Raw genomic sequence first — 18,639 nt, 5'->3', positions numbered from 1 at the left:
AGAAACCATGTCAAAAACGCGGGGAAACAAGCAAAGACAGCCCGCCGGGGCTTTGGTGCCCGACAGGCTGTAAAAAAATACGGGCCGGGTCGGCCCGTCAAAGTTTATTTATAACCGACGCGGTCCATCAACTTCACCGCCTCCGCCTGGCGCGATCCGGCGTTGGCGACATTGATGTAGCTGTGCTTGAAATCGCCCCAGGCGGCGACGCGCGCGTCAGGCTTGACCTTGGGGTTGACCGGGAATTCCATGTTCACATCGGCGAACATATTCTGCGCCTTGGCGCTGGACAGCCATTCCAGGAACTTCAACGCGCCCTTTTCGTTCTTGGCGTGCTTGACCACGCCGGCGCCGGAAATGTTCACATGGGTGCCCTTGCCCGCCTGATCGGCCCAGAAGATGCCCACCGGCAGATTCGGCGATTTTTCCATCAGGCGGCCGTAGTAATAGGTATTGGCGATGCCCACTTCGCACTGGCCGGCGGCAATGGCTTCCAGCATCTTGGTGTCGTCCGGGAATTCGCGAGTGGCCAGATTATCCACCCAGCCCTTGACCACTTTCTCCGTCTTCACCGGGCCCAGATCGGACAGCATCATCGCCACCAGCGACTGATTGTAGACCTTCTTGGACGTGCGCAGACACAGCTTGCCCTTCCACTTGGGGTCGGCCAGGTCGGCGTAGCTGGACAGCTGGCCCGGCTTCACTTTCTGGGTGTTGTAGAAAATGGTGCGCGCGCGGATGGACAGGCCGTACCATTCATGGCCGGGGTCGCGCAGATAGGACGGGATGTTGGCGTCCAGCAGCGGCGACTTCACCGGCTTGAACAAACCCATCTTGGAGGCCTGCCACAGATTGCCGGCGTCCACGGTCAACAGCAGATCCGCCGGGCTGTTGCTGCCCTCGGCGCGCAGGCGCTCCATCAGCGGGCCTTCCTTGTCCGACACCAGCTTGATGTTGACGCCGGTTTCCTTCTTGTAAACCTCGATGATGGGCTTGAGCAGCTGCTCGGCGCGAGCGCTGTAAACCACTACATCTTCCGCCACGGCGTGACCGGCGAACCCCGCCAGAACGGCGGCAAGCATCAAGTGCGTTTTCAAGGTGTGTCCCCTGTTGGGTTGAGCGATAGGAATCAGAGCCTCAATCTAAGAGCCTGTTTACGATCTGCTGCGCTGCGTGGAGCGTTACACGGTGAGTGCGCCTTCGAAATGCTCATGTACCGTGTGTACATTCCGCTTTCTCAGCCGTTTTCGCCTTGTCTCGCTCTAGCTCTCGAGATCGTAAACGGACTCTAACAAAAATGAGAATGCTTATCAATCTAGTAAACACTCGCATCTTAGTTTTAATCAAAACAAATAAGAAAACCCGCCGCGGCGGGTCTTCTTGCTGCATCCCGGCGCTATCGCGCCCGGGCCTCACACATCTTCGGAATCGCCCCAGCCGCTGCGGTCGCCGATATTGAACACCTTGTCTTCCGGCGCCACGTCGCCGGCGCCCAGCGTCGGCTCCGCCGCCAGCCGCGCGTAGATAGGCGCGAAGTCCGGCGCGGTGGCGTCGAACAACTGCTGGAAGCTGTCGATGACGAAATAGGTTTTCTGGAAAGTGTCGATGCGATAGCGGGTGCGCATGATGCGTTCCAGATCGAAGCCGACGCGGTTGGGGCTGGCGCTGTCCAGGCAGTACACCGACTCTCCCTTGCTGGACACGATGCCGGCGCCGTAGATCCGCATGCCCTTGGGCGTGGTGATCAGGCCGAACTCCACCGTGTACCAGTACAAGCGCGCCAGCATCGGCAAAGCACCCAGCGCCTTGGCCTTCATGCCGCCCTTGCCGTAAGCCTCCAGGTAGTCGGCGAACACCGGGTTGATCAACAGCGGCACATGACCGAACAAGTCATGAAACACATCGGGTTCTTGCAGGTAGTCCAACTGGTGCGGCTCGCGCAGCCACCAGGTCACCGGGAAACGTCGGTTGGCCAGGTGCTCGAAAAACACGTCGTCCGGAATCAGTCCGGGCACCGCCACGATTTTCCAACCGGTGGCCGCCATCAGTTTTTCGTTCAGCTTGGCGAAATCCGGCACCCGGTCCGCGTCCACGCCCAGGCGCTCCAGACCTTCCAAGAATTCGTCGCAGGCGCGGCCCGGCAGCATCTCGCTCTGGCGGCGGTACAGCGTGGCCCAGGTGGCGTGGTCGGCGGCGGTGTAGCACTCCAGCGGTTGCGGCAGGGTGAAATCCGCGCTGTCGTGGCTGAGTCCGACATTCTTGCGAGTGGTGATGTCGGGCACGACGAAATCGGCTCGGTCGTTCATGGCGGTGGGTCCGGATATTTAGGTGGATAACTCTAGTTTAGGCCCGGAGCCATGCGGGAAGACCGCAAAATTTGCCTGCATGCGATTTTTTTTGCACACTTGCCGCATATAACCGCCATGAAACGCTCACTATGCGCAAAATTGAATTAGACCGCTTCGATTACCAGATTCTGGAAGCGCTGCAACACGACGCCCGCGTCACCCATCAGAAGCTGGCCCAGCAAGTGGCCTTGTCCGCGTCCCAGATCGGCCGCCGCATCCAGCGCATGGAGGAAAACGGCGTGATACAGGGCTATCAGGTGGCCTTGAAGCCGGAACAGGTCGGCTTGTCCGTGATGGCTTTCGCCCACGTCAGCCTGGAGCGCCACAGCGAAAGCGCCTTGCAGGAGTTCGCCCAGGCCATCAACGAACTGCCGGAGGTGCTGGAATGCTACGCCGCCGCCGGCGAGGCGGACTACCTGCTACGCATCGTGGTGCCGGACCTGCCCTCGCTGTCCACCTTCGTGATGAACCGCCTGATGCGGCTATCGCTGGTGCGCAGCGTCAAATCCACCATCGCCTTGAACGCGATCAAGCAGACGATGAAGCTGCCGCTCTCGTCGGTGCCGGAATGAAGAACGGCGGGGAATCCCCCGCCGTTCTTCTAGAACTTGTTCAAAGTCTGCCGCGCTTCGTGAAACTTGGCACGGTGAGTACCGCTTCGAAATGCTCATGTACCGCTTGTACATTCCGCTTTCTCAGCTGTTTTCGCCTTGTCTCGCTCTAGCTCGCGAGACTTTGAATAGGCTCTTAAAACCGCCTCAGCGCTTGAGCTTGGCGAACGCCGCCGCCATCGCGGTATCGCCGGCCGGTTGCTGGCCGCGCTGGCGATCGCCGCCGCGCCGGTCCTGCGCGCGCGGGCCGTCGTTGCGCGGGCCGCGGCTATTGCCGGCGCCCGGCGTGTCGTCCAAGCGCATGGTCAGCGCGATGCGCTTGCGCGCCGCGTCCACCTCCATCACCTTGACCTTGACCACATCGCCGGCCTTGACCACCTTGCGCGGGTCGTCGACGAACTTGTTGGACAAGGCCGAGATGTGAACCAGTCCATCCTGATGCACGCCGATATCGACGAAAGCGCCGAAGTTGGCGACATTGGTGACCACGCCCTCCAACACCATGCCCGGCTGCAGGTCCTTGATGTCCTCGACGCCGTCCTGGAAGGTGGCGGTCTTGAACTCCGGACGCGGGTCGCGGCCCGGCTTGTCCAGCTCGCGCAGGATGTCCATCACCGTGGGCAGGCCGAAGCGTTCGTCGGTGTAGTCCACCGCCTTCACGGTTTTGAGGAAGCCGGAATCGCCCAGCAGCGATTTCATCTCGCGGCCGGTTTTGAGCACAATCTGCTCCACCACCGGATAGGCTTCCGGATGCACGGCGGAGCCGTCCAGCGGGTTATCGCCATCACGGATGCGCAGGAAGCCGGCCGCCTGTTCGAAGGTTTTGTCGCCCAGCCGCGGCACTTTCAGCAATTGCTTGCGGCTGCGGAAGGCGCCGTTCTGATCGCGGTAGGACACGATATTGGCCGCCAGTGTGGCGTTGAGGCCGGAGATGCGGGTCAGCAGCGGCACAGAGGCGGTGTTGACGTCCACGCCGACGGCGTTGACGCAATCCTCCACCACAGCGTCCAAGGCGCGCGCCAATTGACTCTGGTTGACGTCGTGCTGGTACTGGCCGACGCCGATGGACTTGGGATCGATTTTCACCAGTTCGGCCAGCGGGTCCTGCAAACGGCGGGCAATGGACACCGCGCCGCGCAGGGACACGTCCAGGTCCGGGAATTCCCGCGCCGCCAGTTCCGACGCCGAATATACCGAAGCGCCGGCTTCGGACACCACGATCTTGGTCATGCCCAATTGCGGATAGGCGCGGATCAGCTCCTGCGCCAGCTTGTCGGTTTCCCGGCTGGCGGTGCCGTTGCCGATGGCGATCAGATCCACGCGATGACGCGCGCACAAGGCGCCCAGCACCGCCAGCGAACGGTCCCAATCGCGGCGCGGCTCGTGCGGATAGATGGTGGCGGTGTCCAGCAGCTTGCCGGTGCCGTCCACCACCGCCACCTTGCAGCCGGTGCGCAGGCCCGGGTCCAGGCCCAAGGTGGCGCGCTGGCCGGCCGGGGCCGCCAGCAAGAGATCATGCAGATTGTCCGCGAACACCTTGATCGCCTCGGCGTCGGCGGCGTCCTTGAGCCGCGACACCAGTTCCAGCTCCAGCGACAGGAAAATCTTGGCGCGCCAGCACAAACGCACGGTGTCCAGCAGCCATTTGTCGGCCGGACGGCCGACGTCGCGCACGCCGAAGCGCGCGGCGATCAGTTGCTCGTAGGCGGAGCGTTCGGTGATCGGGGTTTCGTCCGGCTGGTATTTCAGCGTCAGACTCAGCACGCCCTCGTTACGGCCGCGCAATAACGCCAGCGCGCGGTGCGAGGGCGTGGCGCGGATGGCTTCGCGGTGTTCGAAATAATCGGAAAACTTGGCGCCCTCGTTCTCCTTGCCAGCCACGACCTGGCCAACCAGCTCGCCCTCGTTCCACAGCTTTTCGCGCAGTTGGCCCAAGAGCTCAGCGTCTTCGGCGAAGCGCTCGATCAGGATGGCGCGCGCGCCGTCCAGCGCCGCCTTGGCGTCGGCCACGCCGGCTTCGGCGTTGACATAGGCTGCCGCGGCGACGTTGGGGTCCTGGCTAGGATCGGTCAACAGACCGTCGGCCAAGGGCTCCAGCCCGGCTTCGCGCGCGATCTGCGCCTTGGTGCGGCGCTTGGGTTTGTAGGGGAGGTAAAGGTCTTCCAGCGCGGTCTTGTTGTCCGCGGCATAGAGCGCGGCTTCCAGTTCGGGGCTCAGTTTGCCTTGCTCGGAGATGCTGCCGAGGATGCTGACGCGGCGCTCGTCCAGCTCGCGCAGATAGACCAAGCGCTCGGCCAGCGTGCGCAGCTGGGTGTCGTCCAGGCCGCCGGTGGCTTCCTTACGGTAGCGGGCGATGAAGGGAACGGTGGCGCCGCCGTCTATCAGGTCGATGGTGGCGGCGACTTGCGCCTCGCGGACGGAAAGTTCGGCCGCCAGGCGGCTGGAAATGCTTTTCAACATCGGTTTTTATTCTTTCGAGTTGAACAAAAACCGCTACTGTACCGCCATCGCCGACAAAATCAACCGGGACGCCGCGTCGGACGTCCCGAAATCAGCGCCGCCGGACAAGTCAGGTGCCCGCCGCCACCGGGCTTTCCAGCCAGGCCTGGGCCTCTTCCGCGGTATCGAAATACTGAGTGCGGGTATTGGACAGCAGCCCGGCGATGTGGGCGGCCAGCTTGATCCAGACATCGCTGACCACCAGCGCCACGCGGCCGACGTGATTTTCATGGGCGCGCATGAATTTGACCTCTTCCAGCGCCATGTCCAGCGTGAAGTCCTTCAGCTCGGTCAGGTCCAGCAGCAGATCGGGCTTGGCACGCTCGGACTGGCGCTTGAGCAGGGCCTCCTCCAGCAGCTTGAAGTCCGCCAGCGTGAATTCGTTGTACAGCGCCACGTCCAGGCCGTAGTGTTGTTCGCGTATCGAGATCATGTCCTTCTCCTTTGCGGTGTCGCTTTCATTTTAAGGCTTGGCCGCACTGGCGCGGCAAGCTTTTTCAGCCGGCCGGCAGCGTCTTGAGCCAGGCGGCTAGCCGCCCGCGGGCATTGCGGCAGGGCGAGGCGGTATTGAACTGAATCATCCGCCCGCGCGTCCATTTGTCGTACCAGGGGCCGCCGTAAAGCGCCTCGTCGGAATAGCTCTCCACCAACGCCTCTACCTGACGCTGGCTATCGTCCAGCATCGCGCACAGCCGCGCCCAGTCGTCGACATCCCCGTAATCGCGGTAGAACTTCCGCGCCAACAAGCCCAACTGATTCCAGCGGTAGCCGATGTCGGGAAAGTCCATAGGCAAGCCATCCCGCTCCAATCGATGCCACTTCAGCACCAGCGCCTGCCAGCCCAGCAGATAGGCCATCAGGTCCGCGGCGCTCATGCGGCTGCCCTTGGCGTGCCCATCCATTTCCTGAGCGAAAGCGCGCTCCGGCGGCACCCGCGCCAGCACCGCGCTCAAGCGCCGGTATTCGTCCCTCATCGCCTCCAACAAGGCGGCCTTGCCCACAGGCACCGTCATCGCCGTTCCCTCGCCGCGTCCGGTCAAACGCCGGACCATGGTGGCAGCTTAACGCCGGCTGGCCAACATGCCGCTGACGATGATCAAACCCATCGCCGCCAGGCCGGCGGCGCTGAGCGGGTCGCCCCACAAGCCGACGCCCAGCAAGGTGGAAAACACCACGGTCAGGTAAGACAGATTGGCGGCCAAGAGCTTGCGCCCCACCTTGTAGGCGCGGGTCATCGCCAATTGGGCGATGGTGGCGGTGGCGCCCAAGCCCAGCAGCAGCCACGCGTTCTCCAGCGTCACCGGATGCCAGGTTTCAAACAGCATCAACAGCAGGCCGCCCAGCGTGGAAATCAGCGCGAAATAGAACACGACCTTCCATTCCGGCTCGCCCTGGCGGCCCAGCTCCCGCACATGCAGATAGGACCAGCCGGCCAGCAGGCCGGAGCCGACGCCAAGCAAACCGGCCACCCAGGCCTCGCTGGACAAGGTGGGCCGCAGCAACAGCACCACGCCGACAAAGCCCAGCGCCAGGCCGGCCAGCGCCTGCTTGGGCAGGCGCTCGCGCAACAGCGCCACCGACAGCAGCGCCAGGAACATCGGCGAGGTGTAGTTGAGCGTCACCGCCGTGGACAAGGGCAAATGAGCGATGGCGTAGAAATACAGCAATAAGGAAGCGTAGCCGATCAGGCCGCGCTGCACGTGATAGCGCAGCAAGGGGGTGGAGAAACGCTCGCGCCGCCACAAGGCCGCCGCGCCCAGCGTGACTGCGCCCACAAGAGTGCGCCAGAACACCAGCTCGGTGGAGGAGAAATATTCGGCGCCCAGCTTGACGAACACCCCCATCAGGCCGAAAAACACCGCCGCCACCACCATCCAGCCCGAACCCAGGCGCCACTTTCCACTAGTCAAACCACATTATCCTTATTCATTCTTGTTGCCCCCCAAGCTCTGCTTCAACGCAAGGCCGCCATCAGGCCGGAGCCCACTATCAACGCCATCGCCGCCAGCGACCAGGCGCTCAGCGGATCGCCCCACAACACTACGCCCAGCAGCGCGGAAAACAGCACCGTCAGATAGCCGAAGCTGGCCACCAGATATTTGCGTCCGTCCTTGTAAGCGCGGGTCATCGCCAATTGTCCCAACATGCCGCACACGCCAACACCAAGCAGCGGCAAGACATTGTCCGCCGTCACCGCGCTGAAACCCGGCCCCAAAGCCAGCCAGATGCCGCCAAACACGCTGGAAATGGCGAAAAACCAGAACACCACCTTCCAGGACGGCTCCCCCATCTGCCCCAACTCGCGCACCTGAAACACCGCGAAGCCGGCGCTGACGCCGGACATCAGACCAATCAAGCCGGCCAGCCACTGCTCTGAGCTGAAAGTGGGGCGCAGCAGGATAACGATGCCGACGAAGCCCAGCAATAGGGCCAGGCCGGTGCGCGGCGTCAGCCGGTCTTTCAACTTGATCACACACAGCAAGGCGAAGAACAGCGAGGAGGTGTAGTTCAACGTGACCGCCGTGGACAAGGGCAGCCGGGTCAGCGCATAGAACAGCGCCACCATGGACGCGTAGCCCACGAAGCTGCGCTTGACGTGCCCGCGCCAATGCGGCGTCCACGGCGACTGGCGCTTCCAGGCCATCGCCGCGCCCAAAGCCAGCGCGCCGATGGCGGTGCGCCAGAACAGCAGCTCAGTGGAAGCGAAGGCGTCGGCGCCCAGCTTGACGAACATGCTCATCAGCGCGAAACACAGCGCCGCCACCACCATCCAGCCGGAACCCAGCCGGCCTTGGCGCAAGCGCCGTCCCATGGCCCGCGCGCCGTCGCTCAACGCCGGCGTCATCGCTTCAACAATTCAAGCGACAGGCAGATGGCCTCCATCTGCCGACGATAGGTTTTGAATTCAGAAGCGTTGGCGGCGCAGCGCGCCTCGGCCATGCGCTTTTTGTCCCCCAACTGAAACACATGCAGGTTGTGGCGGACAATCCACAGCCGATTGGAAACGAAGCGGCCGTCGCGGTATTCGGTCACCAGCCGGCCGCTGCGGCTGTTGACGCGGGCGAAATTGGCGGCTTCGCGATTGTCGTCCTCCCGGCGGTATTTTTGCGCCAGCCGGGCCAGGGTGTCGCCGCGCCCCGGCTTGCGCGAGAACACCTGCACATCGATGGCGGCGCGCTCGCGCTGATCGGCTTTGGGCGGCACCACCCGCAGCACGCGTTGACCGTCCACCACGCTGGGACGAACCTTCCAGCCCGGCGGCACATTGAAACGCACGCGGCTCACGGCATCGGTGTAGACAGCGGCCTGGGCCAACGGAGCCAGCAAGGCCAGCGACAAGGGCAAACAGCGGAAAAGCGTTTTGAGCATGGAATCGGGCAAACCAGATAAGAGCCTGCTCACAATCCGGCGAGCGAGACAAGACGAAAACGGCGGAAGCAGCGGCATGTGCTGACGGTACATGAGCATTCTGCAGCGGTCCTCCCGCGTGACGCCTTCCAACGCGCGGCAAACTTTGAACAGGCTCGTAAAAAAGGCGCGGACAAGTCCGCGCCTTTGCATTATGACACCGCAAGCCGTCGCTTAACCAGTCAGCGCCTCGCCCATCTTGCGTCGGTAGAACTCGTGGAAGTGCAGCATGCCTTCTTCGGTGGGCGATTGATAAGGCCCCACCTCGCTCTCGCCGCGCATCCACAAGGCCCGGCGGCCTTCATGCATCCGGTAGCAGATCTCGTCGTCTTCCTTGGCGGTTTCAAAATAGGCCGCCTGCTCCGCCTCGATAAACTCCGGCTCGAACCACACCACGTCCTCCGGGTAGTAGAACTCGGTCAACACCGTGCACTGCTCCGGCCCGCGCGGCATCACCACGCTGACCACCAGCACATGCGGATACCACTCCACCATGATGTTGGGGTAATACGTCAGCCAAATGGCGCCGAACTCCGGCTGCTGATCGGCATAGCGGCGGCGGACTTCCTCGTGCCATTTGCCGTAGACGCGGGAGCCCGAGGTGGCCAGCTGGTTCTTCACGCCCACGGTTTGTACATGGTATTGCGCGCCCCACTCCCACTTCAGATCGTCGCAATCGACGAAATTGCCGAGGCCGGGGTGGAAGGGATCGACGTGGTAGTCCTCGGAATACACTTCGATGAAGGTCTTCCAGTTGAAGGCGTACTCCGTCAGATGGCTGGAATGGTAGGCGTAACCGTCAAAGCTCATGTGCTTGGCCACGCCCAGGTTTTCCAGGTCGCGCGCCACATTGCGGCGCGCGTCGAACAGCAAGCCGTTCCAACGCGTCAGTTCGGTCTGGCTCAGGTTCAAGCACGGCGTCTCCGGGAAATGCGGCGCGCCCAGCAAAGAGCCTTCGGCGTCGTAAGTCCAGCCATGCAAATTGCAGACGATATGATTGCCGTTGCCGCGACCCTTATAAATGATGGCCTGGCGGTGACGGCATACATTGGAGATCAGCTTGATCCGGCCATCCATATTCTTGAGCATCTTGCCGTGCCCCATCCATTCCAGAGTCTGATAATCGCCGGCATTGGGCGTCATCAGCTCATGGCCATAGTAGATGGGCGCGTCTCCAAACAGCAGCCGCTGTTCCTGAGCGTAATAGGCAGGATCAAAATAGGTATAGACGGGTAGCTGGGCAGCAGATGCTTGAAGCAACTGCGCGGAAGCCAGATCAGACATTATTCCCACACCTCCGGTAGAAGATATAAGACCAGCCGAATCTCGCTTAAAACGAGTTTGCGGGACTATCAAAAACAATCAACAAAAACAAGGCCGAACCTTGCAACAGAGGGGCGGATTATGCCCCCGCCCCCCCACCGGGGCAAGCCTTTCCTCTCTACCGGAAGCGGGTTTTTGGCGTAAAAACATCAGCTTGCCGTACCCAAATCATACTTAGAATAATATTTTTGATAGGAATCAAAGATTTAGCATTCACGCTGCAATGCAATATTAGAGTCGCTTAATTCATGATGTTATAATCGCCGTCATCGCCTCCGTCCGGCTTTGAGCCACGGCCCCTTCTGGACTGTAGCCGATATGCCGCCAGTTACAATGCCTGCCGCGTAAATACAGGCGCAGCCATGCTTTCGCTGGTGGCGTGGCAGCGCTGACGCCAGCTTCCGGCAATGCTATACCGATTGAAAAGCCGTGCCCGCCACAGCGAGAACCCACCCTCGCCGCCGCGACCGCAAGCTTGGGATCCATGGCGACAAAACCGCTGATTTTTGCCTAAATGCCAAATTTTACGACTCATCGCGCCACGCGCCTGCAGCCTGCGACACCGCTCGGTCGGTGCCGGACCGTCGTTCGCGCCCATTCCCCCCGCGCGTCACAGGAAAGCCTCTGAAAACATGCAAACCTTTTTCCTCGCTCCCATCGGCTTCAACGCCGGCCTGACCTCGGTGGCGCTGGGCGCCATCCACAGCCTGGAGCAAGCCGGCCTGCGCGTCGGCTTCGTCAAACCCATCGCCCAGGGCGCGGACCCCAAGGAGCCGGAACGCTCCACCCACTTCGCCCGCGCCATCTGCCGGCTCAATCCGCCGGAGCCGATTCCGATGGAGCGGGTGGAACGCCTGCTGTCCAAAGGCCAGGTGGATCAATTGATGGAAGAAGTGGTCAGCCTGTATCAACAGGCGGCCAATCAGGTGGACGTGGTGCTGGTGGAGGGCCTGGTACCGGACCAGAAACAGGTGTTCTCCACCTTTCTAAACACCAAGATTGCGCGCAATCTGCAAGCGCAGACCATCCTGGTCAGCGCGGCCGACAACCTGGCCAGCCACGAGATCGCCGAGCAGCTGGAAATGAGCATTCAGGCCTTTGGCGGCGGCCAGGGCGGCCAGATCGCCGGCTACATCCTCAACCGGGTGCCCAAGGACCAAAACGCTCAGGACATCGCCACCGAGGTGCTGGAAAGCGGCAGCTTGATGAAAAAGGCGCGGCTGCCGATGCTGGGCGCCATCCCGCACGAGCCGGAACTGCTGGCGCCGCGCACCCTGGACGTGGCCAATCATCTGAAGGCGCGGCTGTTGCACGCCGGCCAACTGACCAGCCGCCGCGTGCGCACCATGGTGGTGACCGCTCGCACCGTTCCTAATATCGTGCACCTGCTCAAGCCCGGCGCGCTGATCATCACTCCCGGCGACCGCGAGGACATCGTGCTGGCCACCGCGATGGCGGCGATGAACGGGGTGCCGCTGGCCGGGCTGTTGCTGACCTGCGATTCGATGCCGGACCCGCGCATCATGCTGCTGTGCCAGCAGGCCTTTACCGGCGGCATGCCGGTGATGGCCAGCGAATCCAACACCTTCGACACCAGCAGCGCGCTCAACAATATGAGCTTGCAAGTGCCGTCCGACGACCGCGAGCGCATGGAGCGCGTGATCGAATTCGTCGCCGAGCACCTGAACGTGGCGCCGCTGAAACAATACATCGGCACGCCTCAGGAACTGCGCCTGCCGCCGCCTGCCTTCCGTTACCAGCTGATGGAAAAGGCGCGCAAGGCCAATAAACGCATCGTGCTGCCGGAAGGCAACGAGCCGCGCACCATCCAGGCCGCCGCCATCTGCCACGAGAAGGGCATCGCCCGCTGCGTGCTGATCGGCCAGCGCGCCGAAATCCTGCAAGTGGCGGAAGCCCAGGGCGTGACGCTGCCGGAGTCGGTGGAAATCATTGATCCCAACGAGGTGCGCAGCCGCTATGTGCCGCCCATGGTGGAGCTGCGCAAGAGCAAGGGTCTGAACGCGCCGATGGCCGAACAGCAATTGGAAGACAATGTGGTGATGGGCACCATGATGCTGGCGCTGGACGAAGTGGACGGCCTGGTGTCCGGCGCGGTGCACACCACCGCCAACACCATCCGCCCCGCCCTGCAGCTGATCAAGACCGCGCCGGGCGCCAGCATCGTGTCCAGCGTGTTCTTCATGCTGATGCCGGAGCAGGTGCTGGTCTACGGCGACTGCGCGGTGAACCCCGATCCTGACGCCGAACAGTTGGCCGACATCGCCATACAGTCGGCGGACTCCGCCGCCGCTTTCGGCATTCCGCCGCGTGTGGCGATGATCTCCTACTCCACTGGCTCCTCCGGCAGCGGATCGGACGTGGAGAAAGTCCGGGAAGCCACCCGCATCGCCAAGGAAAAGCGCCCGGATCTGATGATAGACGGCCCGATGCAGTACGACGCCGCCAGCGTGGAATCGGTAGGCCGCCAGAAGGCGCCGGACAGCGAAGTGGCCGGCCGCGCCACCGTGTTCGTATTCCCGGACCTCAACACCGGCAACACCACTTACAAGGCCGTTCAGCGCTCAGCCAATGTGGTGTCGGTGGGCCCGATGCTGCAAGGCCTGCGCAAGCCGGTCAACGATCTGTCGCGCGGCGCGCTGGTGGACGACATTGTCTACACCATCGCCTTGACTGCGCTGCAGGCGGAGCAAGGCGAGTCCATCTAAGAACCTGTTTACGATCTGCTGCACGTCGGCGATACGGCGTTGAAAACGGCTTCGAAATGCTCATGTACCACACGTACATTCCGCTTTCTCAGCCATTTTCGCCTTGTCTCGCCTTAGCTCGCGAGATCGTAAACACGTTCAAGCCCAGCCCCCTATCCAACCGCCCGCCTCCCGGCAGGCGGTTTCGCCATTGCGCGCAACAGTTCTCCTCTCCTATTCGGCCCTGCCCGGCTATGCCATTGCGTTAATTCAAACAATTGTTTTACATTGGAGCGCCATAAAAGCCGCACAACAACAAGCTGCGTCCGCAGCCGCGTCTACAACGCATCAGAGGGGCACTCCATGTCGATTCAAACCATCACCGAATGGTTCATCCCGGACCGCATACGCCAATCTCCGGAACAGGCTATCCGCGGCCGCACCGTCGTCGGGGTCGGCCTGCTGGCCGGCCTGGTGGCGCCGCTGTTCGCCATCGAATACCTGCAACTGGGCCACCGTGCGATGGCCGCCGGCATCGCGCTGGGCGGCCTGGGCCTGCTGCTGGGGCCGCTTCTGCTCAAACTGAGCGGCGCGGTGCGCTTCAGCGCTGAATTCATCACCAGCTGCATGTACGCGATGGTGTGCTGGATGGTCTACGTCAACGGCGGCATCCAGTCCACCAGCATCGTTTGGTTCGCCGCCATTCCCTTCACCGCCGTCTTCGTCGCCACCCGCGTCTCCGGCATGGTCTGGCTGGGACTGACCGTGGCCGCCATCGGCCTGTTCTTGTGGATGAGCGCCCAGGGACTGCTGCCCGCCAACCCGATTCCCCCCGCCGAAATTCCCAAGCTGCAGGCCAAATCGCTGGCAGGCTTGTCGCTGGTGGTGCTGGCCCTGGCGCTGGCCTTCGACAAGGCCAAGGTCAAAAGCTTTGAGAAACTGGAAGGCGCGCGGCGCGAGGCGGAACAAGCTCAACAGGCGATGCGGCAGCTGATGGCTCAGTTGACCGAGTCCATCCAGGCCGCTTCCAGCGCCAGCCGCGATATCGCCGGCAGCACCGGCAATATGGCCGAAACCATGGCCAGCCAGCGCGAACGCTCCGAAGACATGGTGGTGATCGCCCAACAAATGGCGGTGGTCACCAGCCAGAACGCCGAGCAATCGGTGACGGCCACTCAGCTGGCGCACACCGCCGGCCAAGCCGCCTTGGGCGGCGGCGAAGCAATGGACCAGGCGGTCAGGCAGTTGAGCAAGGCCGGCGAAGTGATCGCGCTGGCCTCCAACCGGCTGGAACAGCTGGGCGAGCGCAGCGCAGAAGTCAGCGGCATCGTGCAACTGATCCGCGACATCGCCGACCAAACCAACCTCCTGGCGCTCAACGCCGCCATCGAGGCGGCGCGCGCCGGAGAGCTGGGCCGCGGCTTCGCGGTGGTGGCCGACGAGGTGCGCAAACTAGCCGAGCGCACCCAGAACGCCACTCTGGACATAGAACAGAAAATCCGGCTGATCGTCGACGGCACCAACCAGGCGCTCGTCGCGATGCGGGACGGCAATCAGCAGATGCAGGCGGGCCGCGACAACTCGCTAGACGCCCAACGCAAGCTGTCCGGCATCATAGGCGAAACCGGCGAGCTGGCCAGCTTGCTCAGCCAGATGTCGCAGGCGGAAGCCAATCAAAACCGCGGCTTCGCCCAGTTCGCCAACGACATCACCGCGGTGGGCGAATCCACCCGCAGCCTGTCCGGCGAAACCCAGGCCATCGCGGACGCCATCGCCCGGTTGGACCGCTTGTTGGTGGATCTGGGCCAAAACACCCGCCACCTTCAGACGCAAAACGCCACGGCATGAAAAACGCCGGCCCAGGGCCGGCGTCGTCCTTTGAACAGGCTCTCGCCCGCGAACGCCCTTATTGCGGCAACTCGCTATTGCTGAATACCTCCAACTGCACTTGCTTCACCCGCTTGTCCGCGGACAGGCGCTGTTGCAAGGACAGCAACTCGACCTGGGCCGGCGCGTCGAACACCACCACGCTCTGAGTGCGGTAACGAACGCTCAGGCTATGGTCGCGCGCCACCGCGGCCTCGTCTCGCGGCGAAGCCAGCTTCACCATCACCACGCCGCTGACCCTGGACGGAGCCAGCTCGCCTTCGGAACGCAGCACGTCGCCGCGCTTCAGCGTCACACCGCCCTCGCTCGCCGCCGAGCGGGCGCTGACGCCCTGCGGCAGCTTGCCGGCCGGAGCCGCTTGCTTGTAATAGGTCTTGCCGTTGATCACCAGCGGCTGGCCGCCCGGCTTCTGCTTGAAGGACGGAACGTCGGCGGCCTGTGCGCCGGCGGCCAAGGCCAGCAGGCCGGCCAGAATCAGGGAATGTTTCATCGTTATGCTCCTTTGTGGCCGATGAAGCGGATGGACCAAGACCGCAGGGTGCCGGTGGCGTTGGGCAGGCTTAGCGTGCGCTGGCCCTTAGCGTCACGGTAGTCGTAATAGTACTCGGCGCCGTTGGTGTCGATCACGCGCAGCCGCCATTGACCGCGCGCCGATTCGCCGTAAAAGTGGTTGGACAACAAGCGTTGCTGGTTCAGGCCGTAGCTCTCGTTCACCAGGCCGGTGCGCGGCGACAGCAGCACCGAGCGAGTGCCTGCCGGCGAAATCAATTCCACCGCCAGATCGTTGGCGCGGCCGTGCTTAGCATCCACCAGCACCTGCACGGCTTCCACCGTCAAATCCTCGGCATGGGTGTACACGCTGTCCAGTCCAGCTTCGCTGGCATCCGGAATCTCCTTCATCACCGACACCGTCTGCCAGCGCGTCTTCTCCAGCGCAGCCAACGGCTTGTGATTGCGGCCCAGTTCCACCGCCTTGTCCACATCGATCAGGCCAAAGCCGTAGAACGGATGGAAGGCGAGACCGGCGGCGTTGTTCTGCCACCCCGGCAAAGCCTGGTAGCTGTGCGCGCCGCCCTTGGCGTCCTTGAAGGCCAGGGTCACGCCGGCATGATTGGCGTCCACTTTGCGCGCCGACTTGATCAACAGATCGCGCACATCGCGCGCGCTCAGGCTGGGATAAGCCGACATCAGCAACGCGAACGAGCCGGAAGCCGCCGGCGCCGCGGCGGAAGTGCCGTTCATGGTGCCGCGGTAATCGCAATTAGGGTCCAGCGCGGTGCCGCCGTGCAACTGATTGGTGGACGGACGCAACGTGGAGTTGGAGCCGCGGTCGCAACCCACCAGATCGGTGGTCACCATCGCCGGGCTGGCGGTGCCGTACTCGCCGCCAGGGGAGGTCAGCAGCACGTTGGCGCCCACCGAGGAGTAGGACGAGCGCACGCCGTCGGCGTTCAGCGCCGACACCACCACGTTCCAGTAGTTGCTGTTGTCGGTGGTCAGGTTGGAATCCTGGATCGGCAGACCGTCGTTGCCGGCCTTCGCCAGTACATAGGTGGGTTTGCCGTCATTGTCCGAGCCGGACTGGAAGCTGACGTAGGCGTTGCCCGCCGACTTGACGAACACCGCGCCCTTGCCGCCGTTGCTGCGCAGGCTGACATCCTCGTGCGCTTCGTCTCGCACCCGCAACGACATATCAGTATCGGGATTGCCCGGAATCGAGCGGATCGCCGAGCTGCCGTAGCTCTGGTTGAACACGCGGGAACTGGTGGACGACTGGCCGGCGCCGTCGCTCGGCGATTTGCCGTGCGACAGCATCCAACCGGCGGTCGTCTGCGCCTTCAACCAGTTAAAACCGTTCAGGCTGGCCGCCGGCGCCACGCCGCGGCCGCCCAGATTGTTGAAGCCCACCGCGGCGGCAATGCCGGCCACGGCGGTGCCGTGGCTGTCGGTGGCCAAACTGGGAGTCGGATCGTCGCTATTGTTCGCCAGGTTCTTGGAACCGGGCACCACATTGCCCGCCAAGTCCGGGTGGCGGATCTCCAGGCCGTCGTCGATGACGGTCACCGTCACGCCGCGCCCGTGGATGCTGCGCGAATGGCTGAGCGCCAGGTTCAGATCGATGCCAGCCACGCCGCCGCGTTGCGAGAACGCGTTCTGCCCTGTGTTTTGCAGGAACCATTGCTGGGACACCAGCGGATCTCCCGCTTGCAAGGGCGTTGCGGCCTGACCGGCCAAGGACGCCAGGGCCAGCGAAACCGCGCCCACCGTGATATGGATACGCATTGCATCTCCTAAGTGTCGAAACTGCTGTCGATAGAGAACAACTGCCGCGAGTCCGGGGCTGCCACCCCATCGCTCTCGGCCATTCGCCCCGCCTGCCAGCGGCGGCGAAATCCTCGGTCCTGCGCCGGCGTCCGGTTTCGAAAGGCCAAGCCATTCTTAATCCGGGCACCATGCGGCAAACCTGCGTCGGCGCTCGCGCCGGGCCGCCGAGACGGCCTCCATCACCGCGCTCCGGCTGGCCCAAGCGGCGTCCGCCCAAGCAGTGAACCATCAAAATCGAAAATGCCAAAGTCTTATTTATTTTTATCGTATATAAAAACTTCATAATACAAAATGCAATAATTCCCATTCGCAAATATGACAAACAGAAGCAACAAACCAAGAAAAATAGTGTAAAAATCAACCGCTTAGCATGAAATATCCAACAATTACCGTAGCCGACGGCGCAGCGGCCAGTCGCCCATAAACACAGCCAGGCCCAGAGAAGAACGTCATGATTTGTCAGACAGAAGCACTAAGAAAGAGAAGAAAAAGGAACAAATAAAAAACGCCCCGGACGGGGCGTTTTGGATTGGAAGACGATGCCGACGCGAGGTTTAGTCGCGTTCTCCGGCAAAAGCCAGCAACAGTTGCAACAAGCTGGTGAACAGGTTGTAAATGCTGATGTAGATCGACAACGCCGCGGAAATGTAGCTGTCCTCGCCGCCGTCCACCACCACCTTGACCTGCCACAGAATCATCAGCGAGCTGAACAGCGCGAAAGCCGCGGAAATCATCAGATGGAAAGCCGGCATGCCCAGGAAGATGTTGGCCACCACCGCCACCATCAGCACGATGGCGCCCACGGTGAGGAAGTTGCCCAGGCCGCTCAGATCGCGCTTGGTGGTGGTGGCGATACCCGCCATCACGAAGAACACCAGCGCGGTGGCCGCGCCCGCGGTCATAATCAGCTGGCCGCCGTTGGAAAACTTGAACGCCAGTTGCAGCAAGGGCCCCAACAGCAAGCCCATCAGGAAAGTGAAACCCAGCATCAGAAACACGCCAGCCGAGCTGTAGCGGTTTTTCTCGATGGCGAACACCAAGCCGTAGAACACGGCCAGGATCGCCAGCATGCCGATGATGGGGCTGCCGGCCAGGAAGCCGAAATTCATATTGGTGCCGACGATGGCTCCCATCACCGTGGGAATCATCGACAAGCCCAGCAAACCATAAGTATTGCGAAGAACCTTATGGCGTACCTCGGCCATACCGGTCGTCTGATAGGCCGTCTCAAGGTTCGGGTGCATAATGTAAGCCTTTCTCCAAAGGGATTTTTATCAAATTGTACCGACAGTGACAGCCGCTGTGGCAATAAGTTTCCCGGCGGCCCGGCTTGCGTCGCGCAAACGCTTCGGGTATTCTTGCACTCCCTTGCAAATGAGGACGGTTGTTCTAATTTGCAAGCGGCATCAAAGCGAAAGTGGCGGAATTGGTAGACGCACTGGATTTAGGTTCCAGCGCCGCAAGGCGTGAGAGTTCGAGTCTCTCCTTTCGCACCATTAAAATCTGTTAAGCCTCAATAACTTACTGATTTCA

The 18,639-nt window shown here is 62.3% G+C and carries 15 protein-coding genes and 1 tRNA gene; 4 read left to right on the top strand and 12 right to left on the bottom strand.

All coding sequences use genetic code 11. The annotated features are described in order from the left end of the window. Positions 1–104 precede the first annotated feature (104 nt). A complete protein-coding gene (locus tag BR71_RS04320; RefSeq protein ID WP_039753549.1) occupies positions 105–1,097 on the bottom strand; it encodes an extracellular solute-binding protein in 993 nt (330 codons plus the stop codon). A 315-nt stretch (positions 1,098–1,412) separates the two neighbouring features. Then, positions 1,413–2,306, bottom strand: a complete 894-nt coding sequence (gene phhA, locus BR71_RS04315) for a phenylalanine 4-monooxygenase (RefSeq protein ID WP_043633150.1) — start codon at positions 2,304–2,306, stop codon at positions 1,413–1,415. Positions 2,307–2,437: 131 nt separating this feature from the next. Here phhA and BR71_RS04310 point away from each other — a divergent pair, with 131 nt between their 5' ends. Next, positions 2,438–2,920: an Lrp/AsnC family transcriptional regulator gene (locus tag BR71_RS04310; protein ID WP_043590381.1), complete on the top strand. Its 483-nt coding sequence runs from the start codon at positions 2,438–2,440 to the stop codon at positions 2,918–2,920. A gap of 186 nt (positions 2,921–3,106) precedes the next feature. Here the strand turns inward: BR71_RS04310 and BR71_RS04305 are convergent, their stop codons facing one another. From BR71_RS04305 to BR71_RS04275, 7 genes are all read right to left on the bottom strand, one after another. Then, entirely contained in the window at positions 3,107–5,419 is a 2,313-nt protein-coding gene (locus tag BR71_RS04305; RefSeq protein WP_043633147.1) for a Tex family protein, read from the bottom strand. A gap of 109 nt (positions 5,420–5,528) precedes the next feature. Continuing rightward, entirely contained in the window at positions 5,529–5,891 is a 363-nt protein-coding gene (locus BR71_RS04300) for a SpoIIAA family protein (protein WP_019100258.1), read from the bottom strand. Between the two features lie 64 nt (positions 5,892–5,955). Then, entirely contained in the window at positions 5,956–6,471 is a 516-nt protein-coding gene (locus BR71_RS04295) for a ClbS/DfsB family four-helix bundle protein (protein WP_043633145.1), read from the bottom strand. Between the two features lie 48 nt (positions 6,472–6,519). Beyond that, entirely contained in the window at positions 6,520–7,332 is an 813-nt protein-coding gene (locus tag BR71_RS04290; protein ID WP_052051953.1) for a DMT family transporter, read from the bottom strand. An 80-nt stretch (positions 7,333–7,412) separates the two neighbouring features. After that, positions 7,413–8,303, bottom strand: a complete 891-nt coding sequence (locus BR71_RS04285) for a DMT family transporter (protein ID WP_244269585.1) — start codon at positions 8,301–8,303, stop codon at positions 7,413–7,415. Further along, positions 8,300–8,827: a hypothetical protein gene (locus tag BR71_RS04280; protein ID WP_043633142.1), complete on the bottom strand. Its 528-nt coding sequence runs from the start codon at positions 8,825–8,827 to the stop codon at positions 8,300–8,302. The genes BR71_RS04285 and BR71_RS04280 overlap by 4 nt, the downstream gene beginning before the upstream one ends. Positions 8,828–9,040: 213 nt before the next feature. Beyond that, complete coding sequence (locus BR71_RS04275; protein WP_043633139.1) at positions 9,041–10,150, bottom strand: aromatic ring-hydroxylating oxygenase subunit alpha; 1,110 nt, start codon at positions 10,148–10,150, stop codon at positions 9,041–9,043. A gap of 671 nt (positions 10,151–10,821) precedes the next feature. Between BR71_RS04275 and pta the strand changes: the two genes are divergently transcribed. Further along, positions 10,822–12,915, top strand: a complete 2,094-nt coding sequence (pta, locus tag BR71_RS04270) for a phosphate acetyltransferase (RefSeq protein WP_019100264.1) — start codon at positions 10,822–10,824, stop codon at positions 12,913–12,915. A gap of 342 nt (positions 12,916–13,257) precedes the next feature. After that, on the top strand, positions 13,258–14,742 hold the full coding sequence (locus tag BR71_RS04265; RefSeq protein ID WP_043633135.1) for a methyl-accepting chemotaxis protein: 1,485 nt from the start codon (positions 13,258–13,260) through the stop codon (positions 14,740–14,742). A 58-nt stretch (positions 14,743–14,800) separates the two neighbouring features. Here the strand turns inward: BR71_RS04265 and BR71_RS04260 are convergent, their stop codons facing one another. The 3 genes from BR71_RS04260 to BR71_RS04250 all read right to left on the bottom strand — a co-directional run bounded on the left by BR71_RS04260 (position 14,801) and on the right by BR71_RS04250 (position 18,350). After that, entirely contained in the window at positions 14,801–15,271 is a 471-nt protein-coding gene (locus BR71_RS04260) for a hypothetical protein (RefSeq protein ID WP_019100266.1), read from the bottom strand. A gap of 2 nt (positions 15,272–15,273) precedes the next feature. Next, positions 15,274–17,064 carry a S8 family serine peptidase gene (locus BR71_RS04255; protein WP_043633130.1) on the bottom strand — a complete coding sequence of 597 codons (1,791 nt, stop codon included), beginning with the start codon at positions 17,062–17,064 and terminating at the stop codon, positions 15,274–15,276. Between the two features lie 596 nt (positions 17,065–17,660). Beyond that, positions 17,661–18,350, bottom strand: coding sequence for a Bax inhibitor-1/YccA family protein (locus BR71_RS04250; RefSeq protein ID WP_043633127.1), 690 nt, complete (start codon positions 18,348–18,350; stop codon positions 17,661–17,663). A 167-nt stretch (positions 18,351–18,517) separates the two neighbouring features. Between BR71_RS04250 and BR71_RS04245 the strand changes: the two genes are divergently transcribed. Then, positions 18,518–18,602, top strand: a tRNA-Leu gene (locus BR71_RS04245). Positions 18,603–18,639 lie beyond the last annotated feature (37 nt).

The sequence above is a fragment of the Chromobacterium haemolyticum DSM 19808 genome, assembly GCF_000711885.1.
GTDB classification, from domain to species: domain Bacteria; phylum Pseudomonadota; class Gammaproteobacteria; order Burkholderiales; family Chromobacteriaceae; genus Chromobacterium; species Chromobacterium haemolyticum.
Note: the sequence above shows the minus strand (reverse complement) of the source record. Positions and strands in the feature narration are given on the sequence as shown.

Bases quoted from the DNA above. Each gene is read 5' to 3' on its own strand.
- phhA (WP_043633150.1), bottom strand. From the start codon at position 2,306: ATGAACGACCGAGCCGATTTCGTCGTGCCCGACATCACCACTCGCAAG.
- BR71_RS04310 (WP_043590381.1), top strand. From the start codon at position 2,438: ATGCGCAAAATTGAATTAGACCGCTTCGATTACCAGATTCTGGAAGCG.
- BR71_RS04305 (WP_043633147.1), bottom strand. From the start codon at position 5,419: ATGTTGAAAAGCATTTCCAGCCGCCTGGCGGCCGAACTTTCCGTCCGC.
- BR71_RS04300 (WP_019100258.1), bottom strand. From the start codon at position 5,891: ATGATCTCGATACGCGAACAACACTACGGCCTGGACGTGGCGCTGTAC.
- BR71_RS04295 (WP_043633145.1), bottom strand. From the start codon at position 6,471: ATGACGGTGCCTGTGGGCAAGGCCGCCTTGTTGGAGGCGATGAGGGAC.
- BR71_RS04290 (WP_052051953.1), bottom strand. From the start codon at position 7,332: ATGGTGGTGGCGGCGGTGTTTTTCGGCCTGATGGGGGTGTTCGTCAAG.
- BR71_RS04285 (WP_244269585.1), bottom strand. From the start codon at position 8,303: ATGACGCCGGCGTTGAGCGACGGCGCGCGGGCCATGGGACGGCGCTTG.
- BR71_RS04280 (WP_043633142.1), bottom strand. From the start codon at position 8,827: ATGCTCAAAACGCTTTTCCGCTGTTTGCCCTTGTCGCTGGCCTTGCTG.
- BR71_RS04275 (WP_043633139.1), bottom strand. From the start codon at position 10,150: ATGTCTGATCTGGCTTCCGCGCAGTTGCTTCAAGCATCTGCTGCCCAG.
- pta (WP_019100264.1), top strand. From the start codon at position 10,822: ATGCAAACCTTTTTCCTCGCTCCCATCGGCTTCAACGCCGGCCTGACC.
- BR71_RS04265 (WP_043633135.1), top strand. From the start codon at position 13,258: ATGTCGATTCAAACCATCACCGAATGGTTCATCCCGGACCGCATACGC.
- BR71_RS04260 (WP_019100266.1), bottom strand. From the start codon at position 15,271: ATGAAACATTCCCTGATTCTGGCCGGCCTGCTGGCCTTGGCCGCCGGC.
- BR71_RS04255 (WP_043633130.1), bottom strand. From the start codon at position 17,064: ATGCGTATCCATATCACGGTGGGCGCGGTTTCGCTGGCCCTGGCGTCC.
- BR71_RS04250 (WP_043633127.1), bottom strand. From the start codon at position 18,350: ATGCACCCGAACCTTGAGACGGCCTATCAGACGACCGGTATGGCCGAG.